Source organism: Bacillus sp. OV166, assembly GCF_900177675.1.
In the GTDB taxonomy this organism is placed as follows: domain Bacteria; phylum Bacillota; class Bacilli; order Bacillales; family Cytobacillaceae; genus Neobacillus.
In genome coordinates this window covers 1,692,464-1,715,008 of sequence record NZ_FXWM01000001.1, presented here as the reverse complement: position 1 = coordinate 1,715,008, position 22,545 = coordinate 1,692,464, and the positions used below count along the sequence as shown (strand labels likewise).

Here is a 22,545-nt window from a genome sequence, read left to right as displayed (position 1 = left end):
CGAGGAATCGAAAATTAGTTTCCGGATATAATTTCTGTTATCACATCTTCTAAAATCGTTAATCCTATATCTAGCACATCTTCTTGAATATTAAGAGGCAGCATTAATCGGATCGTTTGCCCGCTTACACCGCAGTTCATAATGAGCAATCCATTTTCCAGTGCTTTCGATTTAATTTTCGGTACAAAGAAAGCAGCAGACTCAGAATCGAATTCGATACCAATCATCATGCCGACTCCTCGGACTTCAACAATGCCCGGTAAACGTCCTACCGAGTTATGAAGTCGACCGACAATCTTGGCACCGAGTTTAGCACTGCGTTCTACTAACTTCTCTTCCTCAATGACCTCAATGTTTGCCAATGCTGCAGCACAAGAAACTGGATTTCCTCCAAATGTCGAACCATGACCTGCCGTCGGCCATTTTTCATGAAGCTCACGACTTGCTACAATGGCACCAAGAGGCATTCCGCCGGAAAGGGCTTTTGCCAGTACTAAAATATCAGGAGTCACATTCGCATGCTCTGCCGCGAACATTTTGCCTGTACGGCCAAATCCTGTTTGTACTTCGTCAAAGATAAGCAAAATGCCGTGTTCCTCTGTAATCTTTCTTAACTCCTGCAAAAAGCTTGGCGGTGCTGGATAATAGCCACCTTCACCCATTACCGGTTCAATGATGATAGCCGCTACACGTGAAGGATCCACGCGTAGATCGAACAATTTTTGAAGCTGATTCAAGCAATACTCTTCAGCTTCTTCTTCTCTAATGTTTTTCAGCTGGCTGGGATACGGATATGGAACGTGATACACCTCACCTAAAATCGGTTCATAATAACGGCGGTATTTAGAGCTTGATGCTGTTATGGCTGTTGCTCCTAATGTACGGCCATGAAACGATCCTTCAAAAGCAATGATGGCCGGTCTGCCTGTGGCCGCCTTTGCTAGTTTAAGCGCACCGTCAATGGCTTCAGCTCCCGAATTGGAGAAAAAGACAGTGTCTAGATTTCCTGGTGTGATTTGAGCAAGCTTTTCCGCCAAATTCGCAGCCGTTTCATAATAACCATAGTTCAATCCAAGATGAATCAAATTTTCAGCTTGCTTTTTAATGGCATCAACCATTTTATCGTTCGTATGCCCAACTGCATTGACTGCCACTCCTGAAACAAAATCAATATATTCCTTTCCGTCTGTCGTCCAAAACTTTGCGCCATGCGCTTTTTCAATGACAAGCTCCGTTACCCTTGTCATAACCGGTGATAAATGCTTTCGTGCTTTTTCTTGAATTACGTTTGTTTTACTTTGCAATTTCATATGCCTCATCCTTTCTAAATTGGCCCTCGAATATCGATAATGATTCATCTAGTATTCTCACAATTTCATCAATTTCTATTTTCGTTACATTTAAAGGTGGACTGATGATAAAGTGCTCCCCCATTGTGCCGTCAATTGAACCGGAACCGGGATAAAAAACCGCACCGAGTTCCATCGCAATTCCATTCAATCTTTCAGCAGCTTTTTCAGATGGATCGAACAATAGATCCTGCTCACGATCCTTCACAAGCTCCATACCGATTAAAAGCCCTCTGCCCCGGACATCGGATATACAGATATGTTTATGCTTAAGTTCCAAAAGCCTATCGAAAAGGTAAGAACTCTGCTCTTTCACGTTTTCCAGCACCTTGTCACGCTCATATACATCCAGGGCAGCAATGCCCGCTGCCACTGCCACAGGATGCCCGCTATAGGTATAGCCGTGAATAAATTTCCCATCACTATTTTGAATGAGCCCATCTATCAATCGTTCATGAACAATCATTCCGGCCAGCGGAGCATATCCTGCCGAAACCCCTTTTCCAAACGTGATGATATCAGGTTCGATTCCAATCTGTTCTGTCGCAAAGTTGGTACCAGTACGGCCGAATCCAGTCATCACTTCATCGATAATTAAGACAATTTCGTAACGGTCACAAAGCTCTCGAACTCTCTTAAAATACCCTGGCGGCGGTGGAACAGCTCCTTGCTGGCTTCCGACAATGGGTTCAGCGATAAATGCCGACACGTTCTCAGGACCAAGCTCTAAAATGGTTCTTTCAATATCCGTAACGCACGTCCAGTTTTGTATAGAGAGACAATCATCTTTTTGACGATCGTATGGACATCGGTGGCAGTAAGGAGAATAGACATGGGCATAGTTTAAAAGATTAGGAGTGTATGCATGCCTTCTTTTAACGTCTCCTCCTGCTGATAAAGAACCGATGGTGTTACCGTGATACGATTGCCATCGCCCGATCACCATGTGTTTTTGGGATCTGCCGGCGTCCCTATGATATTGCCTCGCAAGCTTCAAAGCACTTTCATTTGCTTCTGAGCCTCCGGTTGTAAAATACACTTTATTTAAATGGTCGGGGGCCATTTTTCCGATTGTTTCAGCCAGTTCATGCAACGCTTTCGTCTCGAAGCGCATTGTATGGACGAAAGCTGCTTTTTTTGCTTGTTCTGCCATGGCCTCTCCTATAGAACTAATCCCCTGGCCCAAGTTGGCTGCAACTGCTCCCGAGCAAGCATCCAAATATTTTTTCCCATTCTCATCTATGAGATAGACCCCTGCACCGTGGGTAATAATCGGGTACTCCTTTTTTAGATCACGATGAAACACGTAGTCTTTTTTTATTCCATCCATCTTTCCACCACCATTGCCATTCCTAATCCCCCCGCGACACAAATCGTCGCAAGGCCAAATTGCCGCTTTTGTTTTTCAAGCTCATGACATAATGTAGTGATGATTCTTGCACCGGAGCACCCAAGTGGATGACCTAAGGCAATCGCCCCTCCGTTTACATTCACATTGTCTCCTTTTATGCCCCATTCTTTTAAACAAGCAAGACTTTGAGCGGCGAATGCTTCATTTAATTCAATCAAATCGATATCTTCTAAACGAAGACCCGCTTTTTTCAATGCAATTTGGGAAGCAGGAACCGGACCGATTCCCATTTCTTTTGGTGATACACCCGCTGCAGCAAAGGAACGAATCGTTGCCATCGGCACCACTCCAAGTTGTTTCGCTTTTTCTTCCGACATCAACAGCAGCATCGAGGCTCCATCATTTCTTCCGGAAGAGTTTCCGGCAGTTACCGTACCATCGTTTTGAAACATAGAACTTAGTGTTCCTAACTTTTCAATGTCCGTCAATCTTGGGTACTCATCTATCGCAAAGTGTCTGATCCCCTTTTTTCCTTCCTTTACCGGAACAGGAATGATTTCTTCTTCAAAATGGCCCATTTCAATTGCACGTTTCGCTTTCTGCTGACTCGTGAAGGCAAATTCGTCTTGTTCACGGCGGCTAATGTTATATTTTTCAGCTAGCCACTCAGCTGTTTGCCCCATCGTGAAACGACCATATATCTCCTCCGGCTGCGATTTTGGCTGACTCTCCGTATTTGAATCATACAGCGTCAGATCTCCAATCTTAAGGTCGAATCGAGTGCCAACCGTATAATGAGGCGCTTGTGACATGCTTTCGACACCTCCTGCTAAAACGACGTCCGCCTGACCTGTCAAAATGGACATCGCTCCGTTAATGACGGCCTGCATACCCGAACCACACTGACGATGAACAGTATAAGCAGGAATCGATTCTGGAAAATGGGCCTGTAATGCGGCAACTCTTGCAATATTCGGAGCATGCGCACTCTGCTTTGTTTGGCCGACGATGACTTCATCGACAATATTGGCACTATAACCAGAAGACGAAAGATTATTTTTCATGATGAGAGATACGAGCTCTTCCGGGCGCGTATCCGCCAGTGATCCACCGATGCTTCCGATAGCAGTCCGAAATGCATTTACGATTACAACCACTACACAGTCACCTCTTTGCCTATATTGAAAGATTCAGCAATATGGAAGGGTGCATCCGTTTTCTGTTGAACTTCCTCAAGGGAAATTCCAGGGGACAGCTCAATAAGATGAAGTCCATCTTCCTTTACAGCGAACACCGCCAAATCGGTAATAATTAAATCCACTATTCGTTCCGATGTGATCGGATAGGTTAATTCCTTGACGATTTTTGAATCTCCCTGGTTAGACGTATGCAACGTTGTTACGATTACCTTTTTGGAGCCCTCCAATAAATCCATCGCCCCGCCTACACCAAGAACACTTTTTCCTGGTACGGCCCAGTTGGCAATCCGCCCAATTGCATCGATTTGCAGCACACCAAGAATCGAAACGCTTACATGTCCTCCGCGAATCATCGCAAAAGAGGAAGCGCTATCAAAATAGGATGACCCTTCCAATACTGTGACAGGAAGTTTCCCTGCATTGACAAGATTTTTGTCAATATGCTCTGGATCAGGGGTAGGACCTACTCCAAGGATGCCGTTTTCCGAGTGTAAAAAAACTTTAACATCTGATGGAATGTAATCAGCAACCAGCGTTGGAATCCCTATGCCCAAATTGACGATATCGCCATGCTTTAATTCCTTCGCCGCTCTTGCAGCAATGTATTGTTTTACGTTCAAGCTAGTTACCTCCCTTCACAACGATAAAATCAACGTATAAATGAGGGGTCACAATTTCTTCAGGAGAAATTTGGCCTACCTCCACAATCTCGTCCACCTCTGCAATAACCACATCCGCAGCTGTTGCCATCATCGGATTGAAGTTTCTTGCCGATTTGTTGTATATGAGATTTCCTAATTGATCCGCTTTTTTCGCTTTAATTAAAGCAAAATTGGCTTTAAGAGGCTCTTGGAACACATATTTTTTACCGTTAAGAGTACGCTCTTCTTTGTTTTCGGCGATTTTTGTTCCTACGCTGACCGGTGTATAAAACCCTCCTAGTCCCGCACCACCCGCTCGAATGGCTTCAGACATCGTTCCTTGCGGTAGCAGCTCCACTTCCATTTCCTTATCCTGATAAGACTTAACCACTTCCGGGTTGGATGTAAAATACGAACCTATCGCTTTTTTCACTTGCTTTTGCCGTACTAAAACTCCAAGACCTCTGCCTGGTTCACCAAGGTTATTACTAATAATCTCTAAGTCTTTCACTTTCGATTGAGCCAAAGCGGCTATTAAACTAAGCGGACTTCCTACAAGTCCAAATCCCCCTACCATAATTCGTGAGCCGCTTTTAACCTTTTTTACAGCTTCTTCGCATGTAATCAGCTTGCTCATCTTTTTTCCCTTCCTCTCCATCGACTTTTGTGGGTGTTAACAGTTCGGTAAAATAAAAAACCGAGCAAAACATAAATCTCTATAAAGAATGTCGTTCCAACGAACATTCCTTACAAAGAGTTCATGTTTGCCCGGTTTTAATAAGACCATGGGAAGAGGTCATCTTCCCACTTTATTATAACCAAACGTTATGTATTCATTTGCTTCACATTATCCCAGTAACGTTGAACTGCAGCTTGTAGAGCCACAATGATCGCTTGCTGGGATGGAGCAAAATAAAAACTTTGAATTCGTTTAATCAACTGCTCGACACCGTCTTCAAGACAGTAGCCTATCAGCAGTTTTTGAAAATAATTTTTAGTTAGTTCAGTTACGAATGTGAATTCAGCTCCGATAATCTTATGATCTTTCAGATTCACTTCGAGAACAATTCCCGCATGCTTATATATTTCATACATGGAAGTTCCCTGTGGAGCTTTTGCATATCCTGTAACAATCACCGTTTCCAGTGTTTGCATGCTATAATCCACCTTTCAAAAATCCACTGAACATGTTTCTAACACGAGTATACGGGTCAGAATAAACAATGTCAATGTGAATATTTTAAATTTTCAAAAATGTTAAAGCGCTTTCACTAATAAGAAAGAGCTTACGACTATTTTTTAGACCTATACACAATAAATAGATTATTCTCCCCTGTATGTTAAAATCCTTCTAGAAAGATTTTAAATTTTTACCAACCACGTTCCTGCATTCGCGCTTCAGGAGACAGAGTTGAAATCTCAATACCTTTCATTGCAATTCCAAGATTTTTTGAAATCTCTGCAATTAGTTTATAGTCCTTATAGTGGGTTGTTGCTTCCACGATAGCTCTAGCGAATTTTGCTGGGTTATCAGATTTGAAGATTCCAGAACCAACAAATACTCCATCAGCACCTAATTGCATCATAAGTGCAGCATCAGCAGGCGTTGCTACTCCACCAGCTGCAAAGTTTACTACAGGCAGTCGTCCATGACGCTTAATCTCTAGAAGAAGTTCATAGGGAGCTCCAAGTAGCTTAGCCTCTGTCATCAATTCATCTTCACTCATTGTAGCGACTTTACGTACTTGTGCATTTACCTTACGGATATGACGAACAGCTTCTACGATATTACCAGTTCCCGGCTCTCCTTTTGTACGCAGCATAGATGCACCTTCACCTATACGGCGTGCTGCTTCGCCAAGATCACGGCAACCACATACAAATGGAACTGTATAATCATTTTTATTTAAATGGTATTCTTCATCTGCAGGTGTTAAAACTTCACTCTCATCAATATAATCAACGCCCAATGATTCAAGAATTCGGGCTTCTACGATGTGTCCGATACGTGCTTTTGCCATAACTGGAATAGAAACCGCATTCATAACTTCTTCAGTAATTCGTGGATCTGCCATTCTTGCTACTCCGCCACTTGCACGGATATCAGAAGGAACGCGCTCCAATGCCATTACAGCTACCGCTCCTGCTTCCTCTGCTATTTTTGCTTGCTCAGCATTCACAACGTCCATAATGACGCCGCCCTTTTGCATTTCAGCCATGCCTCTTTTTACACGATCCGTACCTGTTTTCATTGTTAAGCCCCCTTAGATGATTATGGACATCAAAAAATGGATACCAATACATATTTATCCAAGATTTAATTTTCACTTATAAACTTGCAATTACCGTGCCAATATTAAAAACTCCTATTTGTTCACTATTTGTGGAAAGGATATGCAAAATTTATTGGCACTTTTCTTGTTTTTTTGCACTTAAACTGCAAAAAGAATATTTGAGGTACGGTGGACACATTTATTAGAAAAAATGGAGAGGCTCTAGTTCCATTAAAGGACCAAACGGAGCGATTTGAAATAAATTTTAACTTAAAATAAGAAACTAAAAGATATAAAAAAAATCCTAACATCATAAAGATGTTAGGATTTTAGTTGATGACCTGTGAGGGATTCGAACCCACGACCCCTTCCCTGTCAAGGAAGTAAAGTGAATCTGATTATAACAGTTTAGTTATGAAAACGTTGATTTAAAAGGATATTATTTCATCCATAAATGGTTTAATAAGGTGGAGTTGGTGGCAGTATGTTGGAGTTTGCCACCAACTTGCCACCATTGTTTCTACATACACTTGTGTCGTAAACTGGTCACTACTTCCATCGACCAGAAAAGGGTTAGAAAAACCGTAGTGCATAATAAGATGCTTGTTTTCCTTCAGCTCAATTTTATGAATAAGCTTATGAAGTAACTCCGGGGTTATATCATTTATATTTATAAGCTTCTTTAGTTCATTTTGGACTTTTCAACCATCTCTGTACTTTTTGTGTATCGTTTTAACATATCCTTCTTTTCAAGAATTTCTGATTGTAGCTTTTTTATTACATTTCTATTTTCATTAACCGCTTCATCATAATCAACTTTTTCGATTACTTCATTCGCTGACAATTTTAGAAATTTCTTATTTTCCTTTTTCAGCTCAGCAATTTTGTTTTCCCTGATTCCTATTTCTTGACTGTATCGCTACACTTTGAGTTTTGTAAGCTTCAAGCTCACTAATTTTATGTTTAATCCGTTCCAAACAAATCTGGGTGTTTGTTTCTTTGTTATAGGATGCCTCATCTACACTGGTTATCGATTCGGTGATGATAAACCCATTGGGCAGCTGGACCGCAACCATAGTGCATATTCCAAAAGCCTTAACAACTTTAACCTGAGATTTTTCGATCATTTCATTGATATCCGCTGGTACACTATGATTTATCATTAGTGCCTTTGCTTGTTGTTTCTCAATAGAGGAATAATCGGATGATGGTTCAAATGCCATTTCAAAGGCTCGCATTGTTGTTTCAATGACCTCATCATTGTTGATATCCCTAACCTTCACTTTCCCATTCTCTGTGATTTCCAACAATTCCATTACACTATCTGGCGACCCTTTCACTTGGTATATCTTCAAGCTCTTTCCCTCCACCATGCCTTTTTAAATAAGCTTCCATTAACCTAGTCTATTCAGCATGTAGAAAAGCTGTGAAACTTGAGAAAAAATTAGAACCGTTCATACGAAAAAAGCCAGGCCACATCGCAAGAAGGCCTGACACTAACTAGGAATCATCGCTCTTTTTCAAATACAATCATATCTAAAGCTCTTATCCCGTTTTCAAAGATCGGTGTTGGATAGGCTTTAAAAAAGTCTCTTTTATTTTCCGCCATTCTAAATCCGCAGCTTTTGATAGAAAGCAATGTTATCAATAATGGAATTCGCCGTGCCGACGATCATTTTTTGCAGTCCCGTTGATTGATATAATGTAAAAGCCTGTTTGAATGCTATCTTGCCTAGCCCCATCCCACGGTACTGTTCGGCTAAGGCGATGTTTTTAAGCTCTGTGTTGTTCGGATGGAAACAAAATAATACAACACCGGCAACCTTGTCCTCATAACCAATCGAGAACATCTCGCCATCATTTATGGACTGCTTGACGATTTCTTCGCTTTCATCGGCCATAAGTAGGTAATCTAAAAGCAAGATTCGTTCCTCTGTCTTGACTGGAACTAAAGATACTTTTTTCATGTTAATCCTTCCTCTATAAACTTTTTACAACTGGTTAATCTGTTGGGTGGCATCTACCCTCACAAAATATCTATTCCATATACTTCTGATAATTTAGTTTTAATAAACTTTTAAAATCTAGTTCAGCAATTAGAACACTTATTAATAAGAGTAATGCCCCTAAATAACCTCTAGATGTGAGAGTTTCACCCGTGAAAAAGAAAGCAAAAACAGAGGAAAAAACAGGTTCTAATGTAAAAATAAGACCTGCATGGGTTGGACTGGTATGTTGCTGGGCAATGATTTGAACAATGAAAGCGATTCCCGTACAAAATATACTTAATGCCAAGATTGCAAACCATGACTCATAATTGTCGGGAAGTTTTGGTTTTTCCATAAAAATAGAGAAAATAATACTAAACAGTCCAACAAAACCAAGTTGTAAAACTCCAAGGGAAATGGAATTTACATGCTTAGCCACTGCTCCTGTAATCATGATATGAACGGCATAGAATAAAGCACAAAGAATACAATACAGATCACCAAAACCTATCTTAAATTGGTTTTGTAAGGTTAATAGACCTATTCCTACTATTGATAAAACAATTCCGAAAACAACTTTTTTTTCAGGCGTTTGTTTTAAGAATACAGAAGATAATAATGGTATAAATATGACTGTGAGACTAAATAAAAAACCAGCATTCGAGACGGATGTATACTTCGTACCGAAAGTCGCAAACACATAAACAATAAACAAAATAAACGATAATATAAAAGCATATTTTACTGTTTTAAAATCAGTCTTAATTAAGTGCTTGTAAAATACAATCCCTGATAAAAGAAATGCAAGAGTGAAACGTAATGAGATTAAATTATATTCTTGCAGATAGTCGAGACCAATTTTTGTAAGTAAAATCGATCCACCCCAAAAAAATGTAATCATTAGCAGCATTAAATCAGCTCTAAGTTGTAATTTCATCTATTTTCCCCCGTTATATCTTGAGCTAAATGTCTGGTTTGGTTCAAACTTATATCTCAAAATAGAATTATTTTATTTTAGATATTCTATATACTTCTTCAATAAACCTGCTCCGGTAGTGGAACAACAAAAGAAGGCTGCCGAAGCAGCAGAATGGTTTCTAAGGTAACGCACCCGTTCAATAAGCACATACCCTATTCAAAAAAGGTAATAATAAATTAAATAGTTGAAAAGAGGTGTATTAAAAAGAATGAAAAAGATGCTAATCGCTTTTATACTATCCTTTCTTGCTATTACTTCTTTTCAAACAACAACCGCTTCCGCAGATAACCAACTCAAGATTCCGAAGAACTTCGTTTACAGGATATGCTTATGAATTTGCTTACTCCTTATATCAGAGAAGATTTGAATAAGTATTATTATCCGAAGATTTTAAAGGATTTTTCACCTCAAGTCTCTCCATGGTTAATTGAAGTGATTGAAACAAGAAGAGTAAATGGCTTCCGTGGCTTAATATTGGAGATTACATTTGAAATCGAGCTTGACGATGGCGGACACCATGTTCAAGTAGGGAAGGACCGAATGACATATCGGATTTCTTATGGACCTGAAGTGAAGTTAATAACTCACACGCACTTAAAGACATATAAATACCCTCCTCCTGACTTGCACTTGCAGGGATCGTTTGATTTTAATAAGCTGCCATATTTGTTTAAGTATGTTCTTAAGAAACCTTTTTAGGTTAATGTTACTGCCAATAAAAGATGCAAACTCGTCTATTCCTTCTTCAACTAAACTCCCGTTGCTGAACAAGAAAAGCGAATGTTCTTATTAAACAATCGCACCCGTTACTTTAAGTACAATATTTCACAAACTTAATATTCTTTTAATATGGTAATTAATCAAATTGTAACAACGATATTTTCCTTATAAAAGGCATCCCATATGAAATGCCTTTAAATATTAACTCGAATAAGATTCAATCAAGACTCTTGTTAAGTCAATTAATAGATTCAATCGAGTAGCAATATAAATCAAAATGCCAACAACAGCAAGCCTATAAACTATCGTCCAGTGTTTACTTTCCATATTAGATACCTCTTCTTAATTTTATATTAAAGCAGAATATAAATTTCTACATAATGGACATTTTTTCCTTCTTCTACTAATTCCTTGTTAAACTAAACTGCTTACGTTAGCTCAATAAGAAAAAAGATGCTGCTACTGCAACACCTTGTTAAACTCTTGCACCCGTTACTTTAAGTACAATCTTTCACAATCTGCTTCGTTAATCAAAACCAAAAAAGGTGATGCCTTGTTAAAGCATCGCACCCTTTAGTTTAACATGCATGCTATTCTAGTTTACAAACCTCTTGTAATAAACCAATAAAATAACAAGCAAGATAGGATTAATAATTGCTGAATATCCTAAATTCCACCATCCGTAATGAAAATATCCCCAAGGTTCGGGCAATAGGGTGATGGATTCATAGGTTAACAAACATACTTCCCAATAGATAAAATAACGTATTTGTTTAATTAAGGAACTTTTAAAAGGATACCAATTCAAAAACATCATATTTACAGGTGGAAGTAACATAGTATTGGCTGGTAATGCTGCCCAATCCACATTTTTAGTAAAATACCAGTATGCATGATATTTCAAATCTATGTAAGCATCTAAAGACATTTGAAATGCAGTTGTAAATGACCAGATATGAGCAATTTGTTTTGCCGATAAATTCTTATTAGTTTTGAAAGCAAGCACATTAAATATGATAATTGCGATAAAAAGTCCAATCATTATTATTTTTCCTTTTTCTTCTTACAATATCCTTATTAAGTAATTATCATACTCAAGGTCTTCTTCAACTAACCTGCTTACGTTAGTGGAACAACAGAAGAAAAGGCTCTACTCGTTATTGAAGTAAAGCACCCCTTTAGTTTAAGTACAATTTTTCACATTCTTATTTTTACAAAAAAAATGCCATAATAAATCCTTGCACTTGCACGCCTTCAGTTGAACAATACCTCAAAAAATCCCAAACATTTTATTTAATATTGCAACTTAATAATAAATCTCCCCAGGTTATTTCATGTTTATTATTTGGTTCCACATTCAAAACCTTCTCCATATTTGTAATAATAATAGGAGTGATTATGTCTTTGTTTTTACTTTTTAAATACTCTAAATTTACATTTGCCAAGGTGTCCCCTGTTTTAACATGTTGATTGCTGCTAACTAGTACCTCGAAACCTTCTCCATTCAATTCAACAGTTTCTAATCCAATATGGATAAGTATTTCAAGCCCCTTTTTAGACCGAATACCAATTGCGTGTTTTGTAGGAAAAACCTGAATAACTTCACCATTAACCGGTGAAACCACCTTTCCACTCTTTGGAATAATAGCAATCCCATCTCCTATCATCTTTTGGGCAAAAACAGGATCAGGCACTTCCGATAATGGAATAACATCACCAAATATAGGTGAAAGAACTTCCTCTATTTTAGAACTATTTTTCTTATTTAATAAACCTTTAAGCATGATTACACCCCAACCTCATTTATTCCAATCTACCGTATAATTCTTTGATTTTTACGATTCATAAATTCTTCAATCTCTTCTATGGAAAATTGGTTACAATCTCCATAAACTGTATGTTTCAATGCTGAAGCAGCAGTTGCGAATGATACAGTATAATCATAATCTTTTTTTGTGAGTAATCCATGTAAAACACCTGCTGAAAAGGCATCTCCCCCACCAACACGATCAATAATTGGTGAAATATAGTGTTTTTTCGAAGTATATAAAATACCTTTATTCCAAATTGTTCCTACCAAAGAATTGTCACTAGTTGATTTTATTTCTCTCAAAGTTGAATAAAACACCTCAATGTTAGGATAAAGCTCACTCATTTGTTCGTAATAATAAGAGGCATTATCTGTATTAATACTTTTTTCTTTAATCCCAAAAAGATGAATAGCGTCTAATTTTCCGGCAGAGCAATAATCCACCAAAGGGAGCAATGTTGATAACACCTTTTTTGCCTCGGTATAACTCCATAATCTTGCCCGATAATTAATATCAAAACTTATTTTCACATTACGTTTTTTTGCTTCTCTCATTAGTTTTTCGGTTAGCATTGCCCAGCTACTTGATAGTGCTGGAGTAATTCCTGAAACATGGAATAATTCCACATTGTCAAAGAGCTCATCCATCGACCATTCAAGCATATCCATTTCTGCAAAACTAGAATTAGCACGGTCATAAATGACGGAAGAAGCACGTTCTCCAACACCATCTTCTAAGAAATAACTCCCTAATCTATTCCCACCAAAAAGTAATAAATGGGTTGAAACTCCAAAATGCTGTAAGTGTTTTTTTACTGCTTGTCCCAATGAATTTTTTGGTACTCTACTTGCGAAAGATACAAAATGGTTATAATTAGCCAAACTAATAGCCACATTGGCTTCACCACCACCATAATGAACTTGGAATTGTTTTGATTCACTTAATCTAGTATCTTTACTAGTAGATAACCGAAGCATAATTTCACCTAAGGTCAAAATTTTACTCATTTATCTGTCTCCTCTAATTGCCTGTACTGAATTAATATATTGCTCTTGTTGGTTCAGTATAAACTGATCTATGGCATATGAGACCCCGTTTTCAGCATTAGAAAGTGTTACGGCTTTGCAAAGTTGTTTAACTACTGTATCTGCATTCCCCATGGCGATTGAGAATCCAGCTACTTTAAGCATTGGGATGTCATTAAAGTTGTCTCCAATTGCCACGGTATCCGCCATAGAAATACCATAATAGTCAGCAACGATTTTCAGGGCATTTCCCTTATTACCATATTTATCCATAACTTCGATGTTCATTGGTCCTGACGAAGTTGTGGCAACTCCGGAAATATTACTAAGGTAAGTAGTCAACTCTGATTTTCTCTGTTGATTTAAAGTAAGTATAAAGAATTTTTGAATTTTCAAGTCTACTCTATCAAACAATTCATTATAATCATGAAAATACTTAATTAAATTAGACTGCTGTGGTTGTTCTGTTATCCTTCTAAAGGTTTCATCGGAGAGACCTTCCACTTTTATGGTATCCCCTTGGAGGTCACGGTTCACTCGCTCCGACCAGTCTTCAGGTACAAATATTCCCTGATTGGCATAGATACGATAAGGAGCCCTCTCGTCATCTAATTTCTTTGCGATTTGTATGATATTTTCCCGACTCATTGAAACGATTCCTAATAATTTTCCTTCAGCTTGAACAACCGTTCCGTTGCTTCCTGCCAAGGGGCAAGAAAGCTCATATTTTTTAAGGATTTCTCGAATATCTTCAGGGGCACGTCCAGAGCATATCATCACGATATGCCCCTGGCTTTGTGCCTTTCGAATAGCCTGCACATTTTCCTGAGTAATGAGAGTATCTTGGGACAATAGGGTACCGTCCAAATCAATCGCAATTAGTTTCATATCCGTCACTCCTAATTGAAAAGTCCAAAAAATGATTATAACTAGCCAAACTAATCACCACCTTGGCTTCACGACCACTACTTGAAATGGTTTTGATTCACTAAGTATGGTATCGAGATACACGGCAGCACCATGCATCTAAAGTCAAAACTCAGCTTAAGATAATCTGTCTCCTCTGATCATCTTAAGCTTATCTATGTATTGCTTTGCAAGATAGGTTACTTTGTCAAAGTCTCCCGTTTTAGCTGGTGCGAATAAATTGCCACCCACTCCAACAGCAATACATCCATGTGCAAACCATTCTTCCATATTCTCCAAATTTACACCACCAGTAGGCATAATATTAACATGCGGCATAGGTCCTTTTATTGCACTGACAAATCCAGGACCAAATGCACTACCAGGGAATAGTTTTAAAATATCAACACCGGCTTTTAAAGCAGTGGAAATTTCAGTTATAGTCATACATCCAGGAAGATACGGGATCTGATATAAATTACAACATTCCGCTGTTTTCTGGTCAAAATAAGGACTAACGATATACTCAGCCCCTGCCATAATTGCAATTCTTGCTGTAGTAGCATCTAAAACTGTACCAGCTCCAACTACAATATCCTCATTGTTTGCATACTTGTCCTTTAATTCACGAATTAAATCTTCAGCTTGTGGTATTGTAAAGGTTACTTCCAATCCAGTAAATCCACCTTTAATAATTGCTTCTGTTACACTTAAAGCTTCACTATTCGAAGCTGCTCTTATAACTGCAATTACACCACTACTCACTAATTTATTTAATATTGAAATTTTTTTCATATGATCACCTTATAATTGTTTCTTATGGTTTTCGTAAAGATAATGCTTGACCACCTAAAAGCAGTCAAGCATCATTATAGCCTATAAAACGACTTGTTTATTTGTCTTGATTAACAAACATGATTCCATTTGGGACACATCTAATGGTTGCAAATCAATAATTAACTAGTTTTCTTCAAAACACTAACGTTTTGTGATTCGCTATTTACTGTTTTTTTTACAAGAATATAAGTAATTGCGAACGAATTACCTATTGCAATTGCGATTCCAATTAATGCATACGGAAAATATGGTCCAACATAAGCCACTAAACTCACAATACTTGAAAGGATATAACCATAAATTCTAACACCCATTGTAGCAAAAAATGTGGAAGCTACTGCACTACCAATCGTACATGCGATAAAGGCTTTCTTATTTTTAATTAGTACACCGAATAAAGCTGGTTCTGTAATCCCTAGAAGAGCAGAAACACTTGCCGAAAGAGCAATAGTTTTTTCCGTTTTGCTTTTAGCTTTGAAAAACATCGCAAAGGTTGCACCTGCAATCGCCATGTTTGTCATAAACATCATAGGCATTAGCATGTCAAATCCTTTATCGGCGAAGTTTTGAAGCGCAATTGGAGTTATTGCGTGGTGCACACCAAATACAATTTCAATTGGTCTTGTTGCACCCATCACAACACCTGCCAAGATAGGAGAAATATTAAATAATCCTTCAACCATGAAAGCGATTCCTTTTCCTACGTAACTACCCAATGGTCCAGATACGATTAACGCAAAAGGGATAGCAATAAATAAAGTTAATGTTGGTGTAAATACAGTTCTTAAAATGTTAGGCATAAACCTATCCACCCATTTGTGAATATAACTTAATGCCCAAACAGATAAAATGACTGGAATAACATTACCTGCATAATTAATGACTGGAATTGGTAAACCAAGAAAATGAAATTGACTGATCTCACCTAATTTAGCCGCATCATTTAAGGTTGGATACATAAATCCAGCTGCAATGGCAATGGCAAGATATTGGTTGGTTTTAAAAATTTTGCCTGCTGAAGCAGCTAGGAAAAATGGTAAGAAATAAAAGACGCTGCTTGCTACCAAGTCTAAAATTTTTACTGTTTCAGTATCCGCAGATAATATTTTTAATGCAATGAGACCAGCAATAACCCCTTTGAGCATCCCGGCACCAGCTATTGCGGGAACAATTGGACCGAATACACCTGACACAACATCAAATAATCGTCCGAAGAAACCTTTTTTCTTATCAATTTCTTGCTCGTTTTCTTGCTCTCCGTCCATCCCTAGTTCTTCTGTCAAAACTGCATAATATTTTTGTACATTTGTACCAACTATGATTTGATATTGATCGCTTTGTAGTTGTTCTCCGATAACTCCTTGCAATTGTTTAACTTTATCATGTTCTATTAAAGATTGATCATACAAATCAAAACGCAGCCTAGTCATGCAATGCCAAGCTTTCTTAATGTTCTCTTTACCACCGACATAATCGATGATTTTTAGTACAGTGTCTTTTTCTTTCACTGTTCGTTCATCCCCTTAAAATGAATTATTTAATAGACTTCCCAAAATAATGGCTGCAAAATTGCAATTCGAATTGACACGCCAATAATAGCATAATGAAAAGCACTTTGAAAACGGTTTAAAAAATCCAAAAAAATAAAGAAAACCCTATTATATCAAGGTTTCACCCTTATGCTTTTTAAAAATTGGTATGGTAAATTACTTAAATAAAACTACTTCCCGTACCAAATTGACGCTGGTGTTTTTACTATGTTTTAATTTAGGTATAAATTGCTTCGAGTTGACAAATGCAATTTAAAACGAGAGGAAGAATCACAGTTGGAACCTACACTTATAACAGATATTAAATCATTTGTGACTAATCCACATAGACATAATCTTATTGTTGTCAAAATAGAAACAAATAAAGGTGTTTACGGATATGGTTGTGCAACTTTTCAGCAACGCCCTTTAGCTGTTCAAACCATTATTGATGAATATTTAAAACCACTACTAATAAATCGTGATGCGAACCATATTGAAGATATATGGCATATGATGATGGTCAATTCTTATTGGAGAAATGGTCCAGTTATTAATAACGCTATTGCTGGTGTGGACATGGCTTTATGGGATATCAAAGCCAAATTAGCTGATATGCCTCTTTATCAATTATTTGGAGGAAAGTCAAAAAACGCTATTGCAGCTTATACGCATGCCGATGGATTAACACTCGAAGAACTTTTTTCCAATGTTGGTCTATTAATCAAGAAGGGATACCGCCATATTCGTTGTCAATTAGGTCTGTATGGCGGCAAAAATCACAATATGCACTTAACAAAAGGTTTAAGTGAGGGAGAATACTTTGATCAAGACATTTATATGAGAGATGTCCTGACTATGTTTAAGGCATTACGTGAAGAATACGGTTATGAAATTCATTTTCTTCATGATGTTCATGAAAGACTGTTTCCTAACCAAGCACTCCAATTGGCAAAAGATCTGGAACCATATAAGCTTTTCTTTCTAGAAGATATTTTACCTCCTGATCAAAATGAGTGGTTATCTCAATTACGAGCACAATGTACTACACCTATAGCAACAGGGGAATTATTTAATAATCCAGCTGAGTGGAGAAATCTCATTGTAAATCGTCAAATAGATTTCATTCGTTGCCATGTTTCTCAAATCGGAGGAATTACACCTGCACTAAAGCTAGCTGCACTTTGTGAGAATTTTGGTGTTCGGATTGCTTGGCATGGTCCGTCTGATATGACTCCTATTGGAGTCGCGGTCAATACACACTTAAATATTCATCTTCATAATGCAGCAATTCAAGAGATTCAAGAACCAGATGAAAATACGAAGAAAATGTTCCCTAACTCTGTTGAAGTAGTGGATGGATATATTTATCCTATTGAAAGAGTTGGTATTGGCGTGGAATTTAATGAAGATATGTCAAAAGAATATCCGGTCATTTATCGTAAACATGAATGGACCCAAGCACGTATTCCAAATGGCACTATTCACACACCATAAAGTACAGACTCTTCTTTTATTCAAGTGCCTCTAGAGTATTTACGCTTTAGAGGCATTTTTATTGTAAAAAAAATATTAAAAACTTTCCTGCAAGTAAAAAATATGAAAAGATAAATTAAAGGAAGTAAATCTTTTTTCTAGAGGTAAATGACTATGAACAAACGTGATTTCATTGCTGATGATATCCTGAGTAAGATTTATCAAAATAAATACAAAACTGGTGAAAAAATGCCTACAGAAAGGGATCTTGCTGACCAATATGATGTATCGCGATATACAATTCGAGAGGCATTGAAAAAATTAGTTAATATTGGATGTATTAAAGTTATTCAAGGATCAGGAATTTTCGTAAATGAAACAAGATATAAAAGTCCATTAATTTATAATTCATTAACCGAAAAAAAATTTAAAGATATTCAATCTAAAATTATTTATCTAAAAAAGATCAAACCCGATAATAACTTAGAAAAGATTTTTGATATAAACGGACATCACGCAAAATTATGGGAATATAAACGAGTTCGGATTGTTAATTACCACAAAATGCAAATTGAAACCACAAGATTACCTTATTCTTACTTTCCAGATTTAAATGAAGAAGAAATAAAAAAGTCTGTGCATGATTATGTGCAACAATGTGATTATCAAATATCTCACTTCATCACAACCTATACTCCTGTAAATGTTAGTAAAGAGGATGCTGCACTTCTTAACTGTAAAAAAGGAGTGGCTGCAATGAAAATAATAAATAGAGGAATTCTTCAAAACGGTAAAGTGTTCGAATATAGCGAAATGATAAACTTGGATTATTCGGTTTCTTACTTTACACCTTTTAACCCGCATAGTCATAAATACAGAAAAAAATAATGTTACTCTAGGTACATTTCTTCACAATATTTTGTGGAGTAAATATTTTGGGTATTATGTTTACTCGTACCAAAAGGGACCGTCAAATTACGGTCCCTTTCTTTCACTAAAGCACCCCTTAGCCATCCATGAAGCGCAAAAATCGGCGCTTCACCACAAAGAATGAAAATATATCGAATCCTAGATACTGTTCCTAAGGCTGGGAGAGGAAGGTCGATAAACTATGGTGCCTTAGAGCCCATCCGTTAGTCTGACTCCAACGACCACGGTGCACCACAAACTGTCGCTCCCTTACGGGAAGCACTCGTGGTAGATTAATCCTAGTTCTGATTGCTTGCACCAGCCTCCAATTTTCAAGCCTAGAAAGGAAGTTTTCAATGGATGTTATTATTGAAAGAGCATGTGGATTGGATGTCCATAAGGACAATATCACTGCTTGTATTATGACTTCACAAGGAAAGGAGATTCAAACGTTTTCTACTAAAACGGTTTTTCTATTAAAGTTATTGGACTGGATTAAGGAGAATAATTGTACTCACATTGCTATGGAAAGCACGAGTGTTTATTGGAAACCTATTGTTAACTTATTAGAGTCCGAAGGAATCGAGTTTTTAGTTGTAAATGCTCAACACATGAAGGCACTTCCGGGACGTAAAACGGATGTTAAAGATGCCGAATGGATAGCCCAACTTCTTCGTCATGGACTACTGAAAGCAAGTTTTATTCCTGATCGGAATCAACGAGAACTGCGGGAACTTGTACGCTATCGCCGAAGTATCATAGAAGAACGAGCCAGACAACATAATCGAATTCAAAAGGTTTTAGAAGGAGCTAATATCAAACTTGGTTCTGTTGTTTCTGATATTATGGGCGTTTCATCGAAGGATATGCTTCGAGCCATTGCGAATGGTGAAGACGATCCTGAAAAACTAGCAAACTTCGCTCGTCGTACAATGAAACGAAAAAAGGAAGAACTTGAATTAGCACTTCGGGGCTATGTTAACCCACACCAACGTTTAATGATAAAAACTATTTTAACGCACATTGATTTTCTTACAGAGCAAATTGAAATGTTGGATCAAGAAATAGCTCAAAGAGTGAGCTCGTATCAGGAAGATATTGAACGACTCGATTCCATTCCAGGGATTGCCACCAGAATGGCTGAACAAATCTTAGCTGAGATAGGAACGGATGTTGGGAACCAATTCCACCGCCGCTCATCTATGTTCTTGGGCTGCTTTAGTTCCTGGACATAATGAAAGCGCGGGTAAAAGGAAATCTAGTAGATCTAAAAAGGGAAATAAGTATTTAAGATCCGCATTAACAGAAGCAGCTCAATCAGTAAGAGGGTCAAAAAACTATCTCGGTGCACTATATAGACGTACAGCCGGACGAAAAGGAACGAAAAAGGCAGCAATTGTAGTCGCCCATGCGATGTTACGAATCGCATATTACCTTCTAACCCGAAAGGAAATGTATGTTGACTTAGGCGAAGATTATTTCGATAAACAAAAACAAGTATCTATTGTACGCCATTCAGTTCGAAGACTAGAAAACTTAGGTTATACGGTGACAATTACCGAAGCATCCTAATCCATTATTCGTTGTCCATAAACACCTTGATCAGGCGCACTGCTCTTTTAAAAAAAAAATGAATGAGCTGCGTCTACTTAAGTATTGCCATTTTTAGGATCTGGCAGAAGTTAATTTTCATGGTAGTTGAAGAAGAAGATACTAATTTTTATTATTCTTTGCTAATTCTTCACGTAGTTTTTTTATTTCTACTGTTTGGTCCAAGATATTATTATTCACTTTTCTTAAGGCGTCATATAACGCAAAAATACCCGCAAATATTAAAAAGCCGACTAGTAAATCCATTCTCAAACCTTCTTCATTCAATATATTAAATTAATAATAATCCGATTTGGATATTTTTGTAATACGAAATTAGTCTTAGTTAAACTAATCTGCTTCGTTAGTTGAAGAAAAAAAGCATTACTCCTTATTTAAGTAAAGCACCCGTTCGTATTATAAGTTCAGCCAGATATTTCTGGTTGAACATTTTTTATATAGTTTTATTATAACGGTAGCCGGGGTAGAACGTAAGCACCCGTGGGACTCGATCCCGTCAACTAAACAGTTCGCCCCCTACTTGTAGAAACATGATTGAGGCTGGTTGGGACTATGATCTCGTATAACAAGCGAAGCTATGATACTGCAAGAAGGAATTAGGGGTACCGGTAATTTTATTTTGGAGAAGGAGATTTAGAATGAATCCAGTCATTGGTCTGGATGTAGCAAAAGGTGAAAGTCAGGTACAAGCTTTCTTGGATAAGAAAAAACCTTACAAAAGTAGTTTTAAAGTAACACATACCCTTGAGGGATTAGATACGTTACATCAATATTTAAGAGAAATTGAGAACTTAACAGGGGTTAAACCTCCGATTGTTCTGGAAGCTACAGGACATTATCATACCCCGGTTGTCCAGTATATTGAGGACAGAGATTATTTAATAATTATAGTTAATCCTCTTGTCTCCTATCGTGCCAAGAGCTCGAGTTTACGGAAAGTAAAAACAGATATAATCGATGCAAATCATCTCTGTGAAATGTACTATAAAGAGGATTTGGAGCCTTATAAAAAACGTGGAATTCAACTCTTAAACCTTCGTAATCTAACAAGACAACACGAAAACTTAACAGGAATATTTGTACAAACCAAGCTACAGTTTCAAGCAGTTCTTGATCAAGTTTTTCCTGAGTATAGAGGTGTTTTTGGGGACTTATATTCAGTTGTTTCTTTACTAACTTTATTAGATTATCCTACATCTAACGATGTCTTAGAAGCTGGTGAAGAAACCATAGCAACTAGAATCAAGGATCATTGTAAAAGTCGTTCTCGAAGGTGGGCGGATGTAAAAGCAAAGAAACTTATAGATGCAGCAGCTCGGAATCCTTTTCAGGAAACCTTATATCAAAGCCACATTTTAACCTTAAAAATGTATATAAATATGCTTTTAGAATACCAAAAGCACCTATCTACGTTTGAAAATGAGATAGATGCTTTAGCAAAAGAACTTATAGAATATAAGATTATCCAATCAATCCCTGGTATCGGAGAAAAAATCGCGGCAACGATTATTTCAGAAATTGGTGAGATTGATCGGTTTACTCACCCTAAAAAACTCGTAGCATTTGCCGGAATTGACCCTAGTATCTTTGAATCTGGCAGGTTTAAAGGAAATGTAAACAAAATAACTAAGAGAGGTTCGAGTAGGCTAAGGCGTGCCTTATATTTGGCGGTTAAATGTGCCATTCGTGATTGTCGTAAAAAGAAAATGACCCAAGAAATCATCCCGCGTAACAAGAGGTTACGAGAGTTCTACGATAAGAAACGCGAAGAAGGAAAGCCTTATAAAGTAGCTGTAATAGCCTGTGCAAATAAACTCTTACAATGGATCTATGCTCTTTTAAGAAGCAACTCTACTTTCCAAGATATAGCTTAAATAATAAATAAAACTAAACAATACAAAACCTTCCAAAAGTTGAGATAAGGAAGGTTATTTGGCATGC

General features: G+C 37.5%; 23 protein-coding genes and 1 pseudogene. 5 read left to right on the top strand and 19 right to left on the bottom strand.

What is annotated here, in order from left to right:
- Positions 1-14: 14 nt before the first annotated feature.
- From CCK98_RS08165 to CCK98_RS08120, 11 genes are all read right to left on the bottom strand, one after another.
- Positions 15-1,310, bottom strand: a complete 1,296-nt coding sequence (locus CCK98_RS08165; RefSeq protein WP_088086123.1) for an aspartate aminotransferase family protein — start codon at positions 1,308-1,310, stop codon at positions 15-17.
- The gene (locus tag CCK98_RS08160; RefSeq protein ID WP_088086122.1) at positions 1,294-2,679 is read right to left on the bottom strand and encodes an aspartate aminotransferase family protein; all 1,386 of its coding nucleotides are present in this window, start codon (positions 2,677-2,679) and stop codon (positions 1,294-1,296) included. Before CCK98_RS08160 ends, CCK98_RS08165 begins: the two co-directional genes overlap by 17 nt.
- Positions 2,667-3,857 carry a thiolase family protein gene (locus tag CCK98_RS08155; RefSeq protein WP_088086121.1) on the bottom strand — a complete coding sequence of 397 codons (1,191 nt, stop codon included), beginning with the start codon at positions 3,855-3,857 and terminating at the stop codon, positions 2,667-2,669. Before CCK98_RS08155 ends, CCK98_RS08160 begins: the two co-directional genes overlap by 13 nt.
- The gene (locus CCK98_RS08150; RefSeq protein ID WP_088086120.1) at positions 3,857-4,519 is read right to left on the bottom strand and encodes a 3-oxoacid CoA-transferase subunit B; all 663 of its coding nucleotides are present in this window, start codon (positions 4,517-4,519) and stop codon (positions 3,857-3,859) included. Before CCK98_RS08150 ends, CCK98_RS08155 begins: the two co-directional genes overlap by 1 nt.
- Before the next feature lies 1 nt (position 4,520).
- Positions 4,521-5,177: a CoA transferase subunit A gene (locus tag CCK98_RS08145; protein ID WP_088086119.1), complete on the bottom strand. Its 657-nt coding sequence runs from the start codon at positions 5,175-5,177 to the stop codon at positions 4,521-4,523.
- Positions 5,178-5,365: 188 nt separating this feature from the next.
- Positions 5,366-5,695, bottom strand: coding sequence for a DUF3870 domain-containing protein (locus tag CCK98_RS08140; RefSeq protein WP_088086118.1), 330 nt, complete (start codon positions 5,693-5,695; stop codon positions 5,366-5,368).
- A 215-nt stretch (positions 5,696-5,910) separates the two neighbouring features.
- A complete protein-coding gene (gene pdxS / locus CCK98_RS08135; protein ID WP_088086117.1) occupies positions 5,911-6,792 on the bottom strand; it encodes a pyridoxal 5'-phosphate synthase lyase subunit PdxS in 882 nt (293 codons plus the stop codon).
- A gap of 703 nt (positions 6,793-7,495) precedes the next feature.
- Positions 7,496-7,657: a hypothetical protein gene (locus tag CCK98_RS35180; protein ID WP_179195741.1), complete on the bottom strand. Its 162-nt coding sequence runs from the start codon at positions 7,655-7,657 to the stop codon at positions 7,496-7,498.
- 31 nt (positions 7,658-7,688) lie between these two features.
- Positions 7,689-8,168 carry a Gp49 family protein gene (locus tag CCK98_RS36095; protein ID WP_256942284.1) on the bottom strand — a complete coding sequence of 160 codons (480 nt, stop codon included), beginning with the start codon at positions 8,166-8,168 and terminating at the stop codon, positions 7,689-7,691.
- Between the two features lie 255 nt (positions 8,169-8,423).
- Complete coding sequence (locus CCK98_RS08125; RefSeq protein ID WP_256942283.1) at positions 8,424-8,780, bottom strand: GNAT family N-acetyltransferase; 357 nt, start codon at positions 8,778-8,780, stop codon at positions 8,424-8,426.
- 70 nt (positions 8,781-8,850) lie between these two features.
- Positions 8,851-9,738, bottom strand: a complete 888-nt coding sequence (locus tag CCK98_RS08120) for a DMT family transporter (RefSeq protein ID WP_088086116.1) — start codon at positions 9,736-9,738, stop codon at positions 8,851-8,853.
- Positions 9,739-10,110: 372 nt separating this feature from the next.
- On the opposite strand from CCK98_RS08120, the gene CCK98_RS08115 reads away from it, so the two are divergent.
- A complete protein-coding gene (locus CCK98_RS08115; protein ID WP_256942282.1) occupies positions 10,111-10,479 on the top strand; it encodes a DUF3888 domain-containing protein in 369 nt (122 codons plus the stop codon).
- Positions 10,480-10,701: 222 nt separating this feature from the next.
- Here CCK98_RS08115 and CCK98_RS36090 read toward each other — a convergent pair whose 3' ends face one another.
- The 7 genes from CCK98_RS36090 to CCK98_RS08085 all read right to left on the bottom strand — a co-directional run bounded on the left by CCK98_RS36090 (position 10,702) and on the right by CCK98_RS08085 (position 16,587).
- Positions 10,702-10,827 (bottom strand): hypothetical protein, encoded by a 126-nt coding sequence (locus tag CCK98_RS36090; protein WP_256942281.1) that lies wholly within the window; start codon positions 10,825-10,827, stop codon positions 10,702-10,704.
- Positions 10,828-11,095: 268 nt separating this feature from the next.
- Positions 11,096-11,542, bottom strand: a complete 447-nt coding sequence (locus tag CCK98_RS08110; RefSeq protein ID WP_088086115.1) for a hypothetical protein — start codon at positions 11,540-11,542, stop codon at positions 11,096-11,098.
- A gap of 247 nt (positions 11,543-11,789) precedes the next feature.
- A complete protein-coding gene (locus tag CCK98_RS08105; protein WP_088086114.1) occupies positions 11,790-12,284 on the bottom strand; it encodes a PTS glucose transporter subunit IIA in 495 nt (164 codons plus the stop codon).
- A 29-nt stretch (positions 12,285-12,313) separates the two neighbouring features.
- Entirely contained in the window at positions 12,314-13,318 is a 1,005-nt protein-coding gene (locus CCK98_RS08100) for a sugar kinase (RefSeq protein WP_088086113.1), read from the bottom strand.
- A complete protein-coding gene (locus tag CCK98_RS08095; protein WP_088086112.1) occupies positions 13,319-14,224 on the bottom strand; it encodes a Cof-type HAD-IIB family hydrolase in 906 nt (301 codons plus the stop codon).
- Positions 14,225-14,380: 156 nt separating this feature from the next.
- Complete coding sequence (locus tag CCK98_RS08090; protein WP_088086111.1) at positions 14,381-15,037, bottom strand: bifunctional 4-hydroxy-2-oxoglutarate aldolase/2-dehydro-3-deoxy-phosphogluconate aldolase; 657 nt, start codon at positions 15,035-15,037, stop codon at positions 14,381-14,383.
- 161 nt (positions 15,038-15,198) lie between these two features.
- Positions 15,199-16,587 (bottom strand): PTS transporter subunit EIIC, encoded by a 1,389-nt coding sequence (locus CCK98_RS08085; protein WP_088086110.1) that lies wholly within the window; start codon positions 16,585-16,587, stop codon positions 15,199-15,201.
- Positions 16,588-16,905: 318 nt separating this feature from the next.
- Between CCK98_RS08085 and CCK98_RS08080 the strand changes: the two genes are divergently transcribed.
- From CCK98_RS08080 to CCK98_RS08070, 3 genes and pseudogenes are all read left to right on the top strand, one after another.
- The gene (locus tag CCK98_RS08080; protein WP_088086109.1) at positions 16,906-18,105 is read left to right on the top strand and encodes an enolase C-terminal domain-like protein; all 1,200 of its coding nucleotides are present in this window, start codon (positions 16,906-16,908) and stop codon (positions 18,103-18,105) included.
- A 153-nt stretch (positions 18,106-18,258) separates the two neighbouring features.
- The gene (locus CCK98_RS08075) at positions 18,259-18,972 is read left to right on the top strand and encodes a GntR family transcriptional regulator (RefSeq protein ID WP_088086108.1); all 714 of its coding nucleotides are present in this window, start codon (positions 18,259-18,261) and stop codon (positions 18,970-18,972) included.
- A 377-nt stretch (positions 18,973-19,349) separates the two neighbouring features.
- Positions 19,350-20,565: pseudogene (locus CCK98_RS08070) on the top strand (IS110 family transposase).
- A 141-nt stretch (positions 20,566-20,706) separates the two neighbouring features.
- On the opposite strand, the gene CCK98_RS35175 reads toward CCK98_RS08070, so the two are convergent.
- Complete coding sequence (locus CCK98_RS35175) at positions 20,707-20,850, bottom strand: hypothetical protein (RefSeq protein ID WP_179195740.1); 144 nt, start codon at positions 20,848-20,850, stop codon at positions 20,707-20,709.
- 392 nt (positions 20,851-21,242) lie between these two features.
- Here CCK98_RS35175 and CCK98_RS08065 point away from each other — a divergent pair, with 392 nt between their 5' ends.
- The gene (locus CCK98_RS08065; RefSeq protein ID WP_088086107.1) at positions 21,243-22,478 is read left to right on the top strand and encodes an IS110 family transposase; all 1,236 of its coding nucleotides are present in this window, start codon (positions 21,243-21,245) and stop codon (positions 22,476-22,478) included.
- Positions 22,479-22,545: the final 67 nt, after the last annotated feature.

Bases quoted from the DNA above. Each gene is read 5' to 3' on its own strand.
- CCK98_RS08110 (WP_088086115.1), bottom strand. From the start codon at position 11,542: ATGATTGGACTTTTTATCGCAATTATCATATTTAATGTGCTTGCTTTC.
- CCK98_RS08120 (WP_088086116.1), bottom strand. From the start codon at position 9,738: ATGAAATTACAACTTAGAGCTGATTTAATGCTGCTAATGATTACATTT.
- CCK98_RS36090 (WP_256942281.1), bottom strand. From the start codon at position 10,827: ATGGAAAGTAAACACTGGACGATAGTTTATAGGCTTGCTGTTGTTGGC.
- CCK98_RS08100 (WP_088086113.1), bottom strand. From the start codon at position 13,318: ATGAGTAAAATTTTGACCTTAGGTGAAATTATGCTTCGGTTATCTACT.
- CCK98_RS08095 (WP_088086112.1), bottom strand. From the start codon at position 14,224: ATGAAACTAATTGCGATTGATTTGGACGGTACCCTATTGTCCCAAGAT.
- CCK98_RS08115 (WP_256942282.1), top strand. From the start codon at position 10,111: ATGAATTTGCTTACTCCTTATATCAGAGAAGATTTGAATAAGTATTAT.
- CCK98_RS08065 (WP_088086107.1), top strand. From the start codon at position 21,243: ATGAATCCAGTCATTGGTCTGGATGTAGCAAAAGGTGAAAGTCAGGTA.
- CCK98_RS35175 (WP_179195740.1), bottom strand. From the start codon at position 20,850: ATGGATTTACTAGTCGGCTTTTTAATATTTGCGGGTATTTTTGCGTTA.
- CCK98_RS08090 (WP_088086111.1), bottom strand. From the start codon at position 15,037: ATGAAAAAAATTTCAATATTAAATAAATTAGTGAGTAGTGGTGTAATT.
- CCK98_RS08160 (WP_088086122.1), bottom strand. From the start codon at position 2,679: ATGGATGGAATAAAAAAAGACTACGTGTTTCATCGTGATCTAAAAAAG.
- CCK98_RS08075 (WP_088086108.1), top strand. From the start codon at position 18,259: ATGAACAAACGTGATTTCATTGCTGATGATATCCTGAGTAAGATTTAT.
- pdxS (WP_088086117.1), bottom strand. From the start codon at position 6,792: ATGAAAACAGGTACGGATCGTGTAAAAAGAGGCATGGCTGAAATGCAA.
- CCK98_RS08165 (WP_088086123.1), bottom strand. From the start codon at position 1,310: ATGAAATTGCAAAGTAAAACAAACGTAATTCAAGAAAAAGCACGAAAG.
- CCK98_RS08145 (WP_088086119.1), bottom strand. From the start codon at position 5,177: ATGAGCAAGCTGATTACATGCGAAGAAGCTGTAAAAAAGGTTAAAAGC.
- CCK98_RS08125 (WP_256942283.1), bottom strand. From the start codon at position 8,780: ATGAAAAAAGTATCTTTAGTTCCAGTCAAGACAGAGGAACGAATCTTG.
- CCK98_RS08140 (WP_088086118.1), bottom strand. From the start codon at position 5,695: ATGCAAACACTGGAAACGGTGATTGTTACAGGATATGCAAAAGCTCCA.
- CCK98_RS08105 (WP_088086114.1), bottom strand. From the start codon at position 12,284: ATGCTTAAAGGTTTATTAAATAAGAAAAATAGTTCTAAAATAGAGGAA.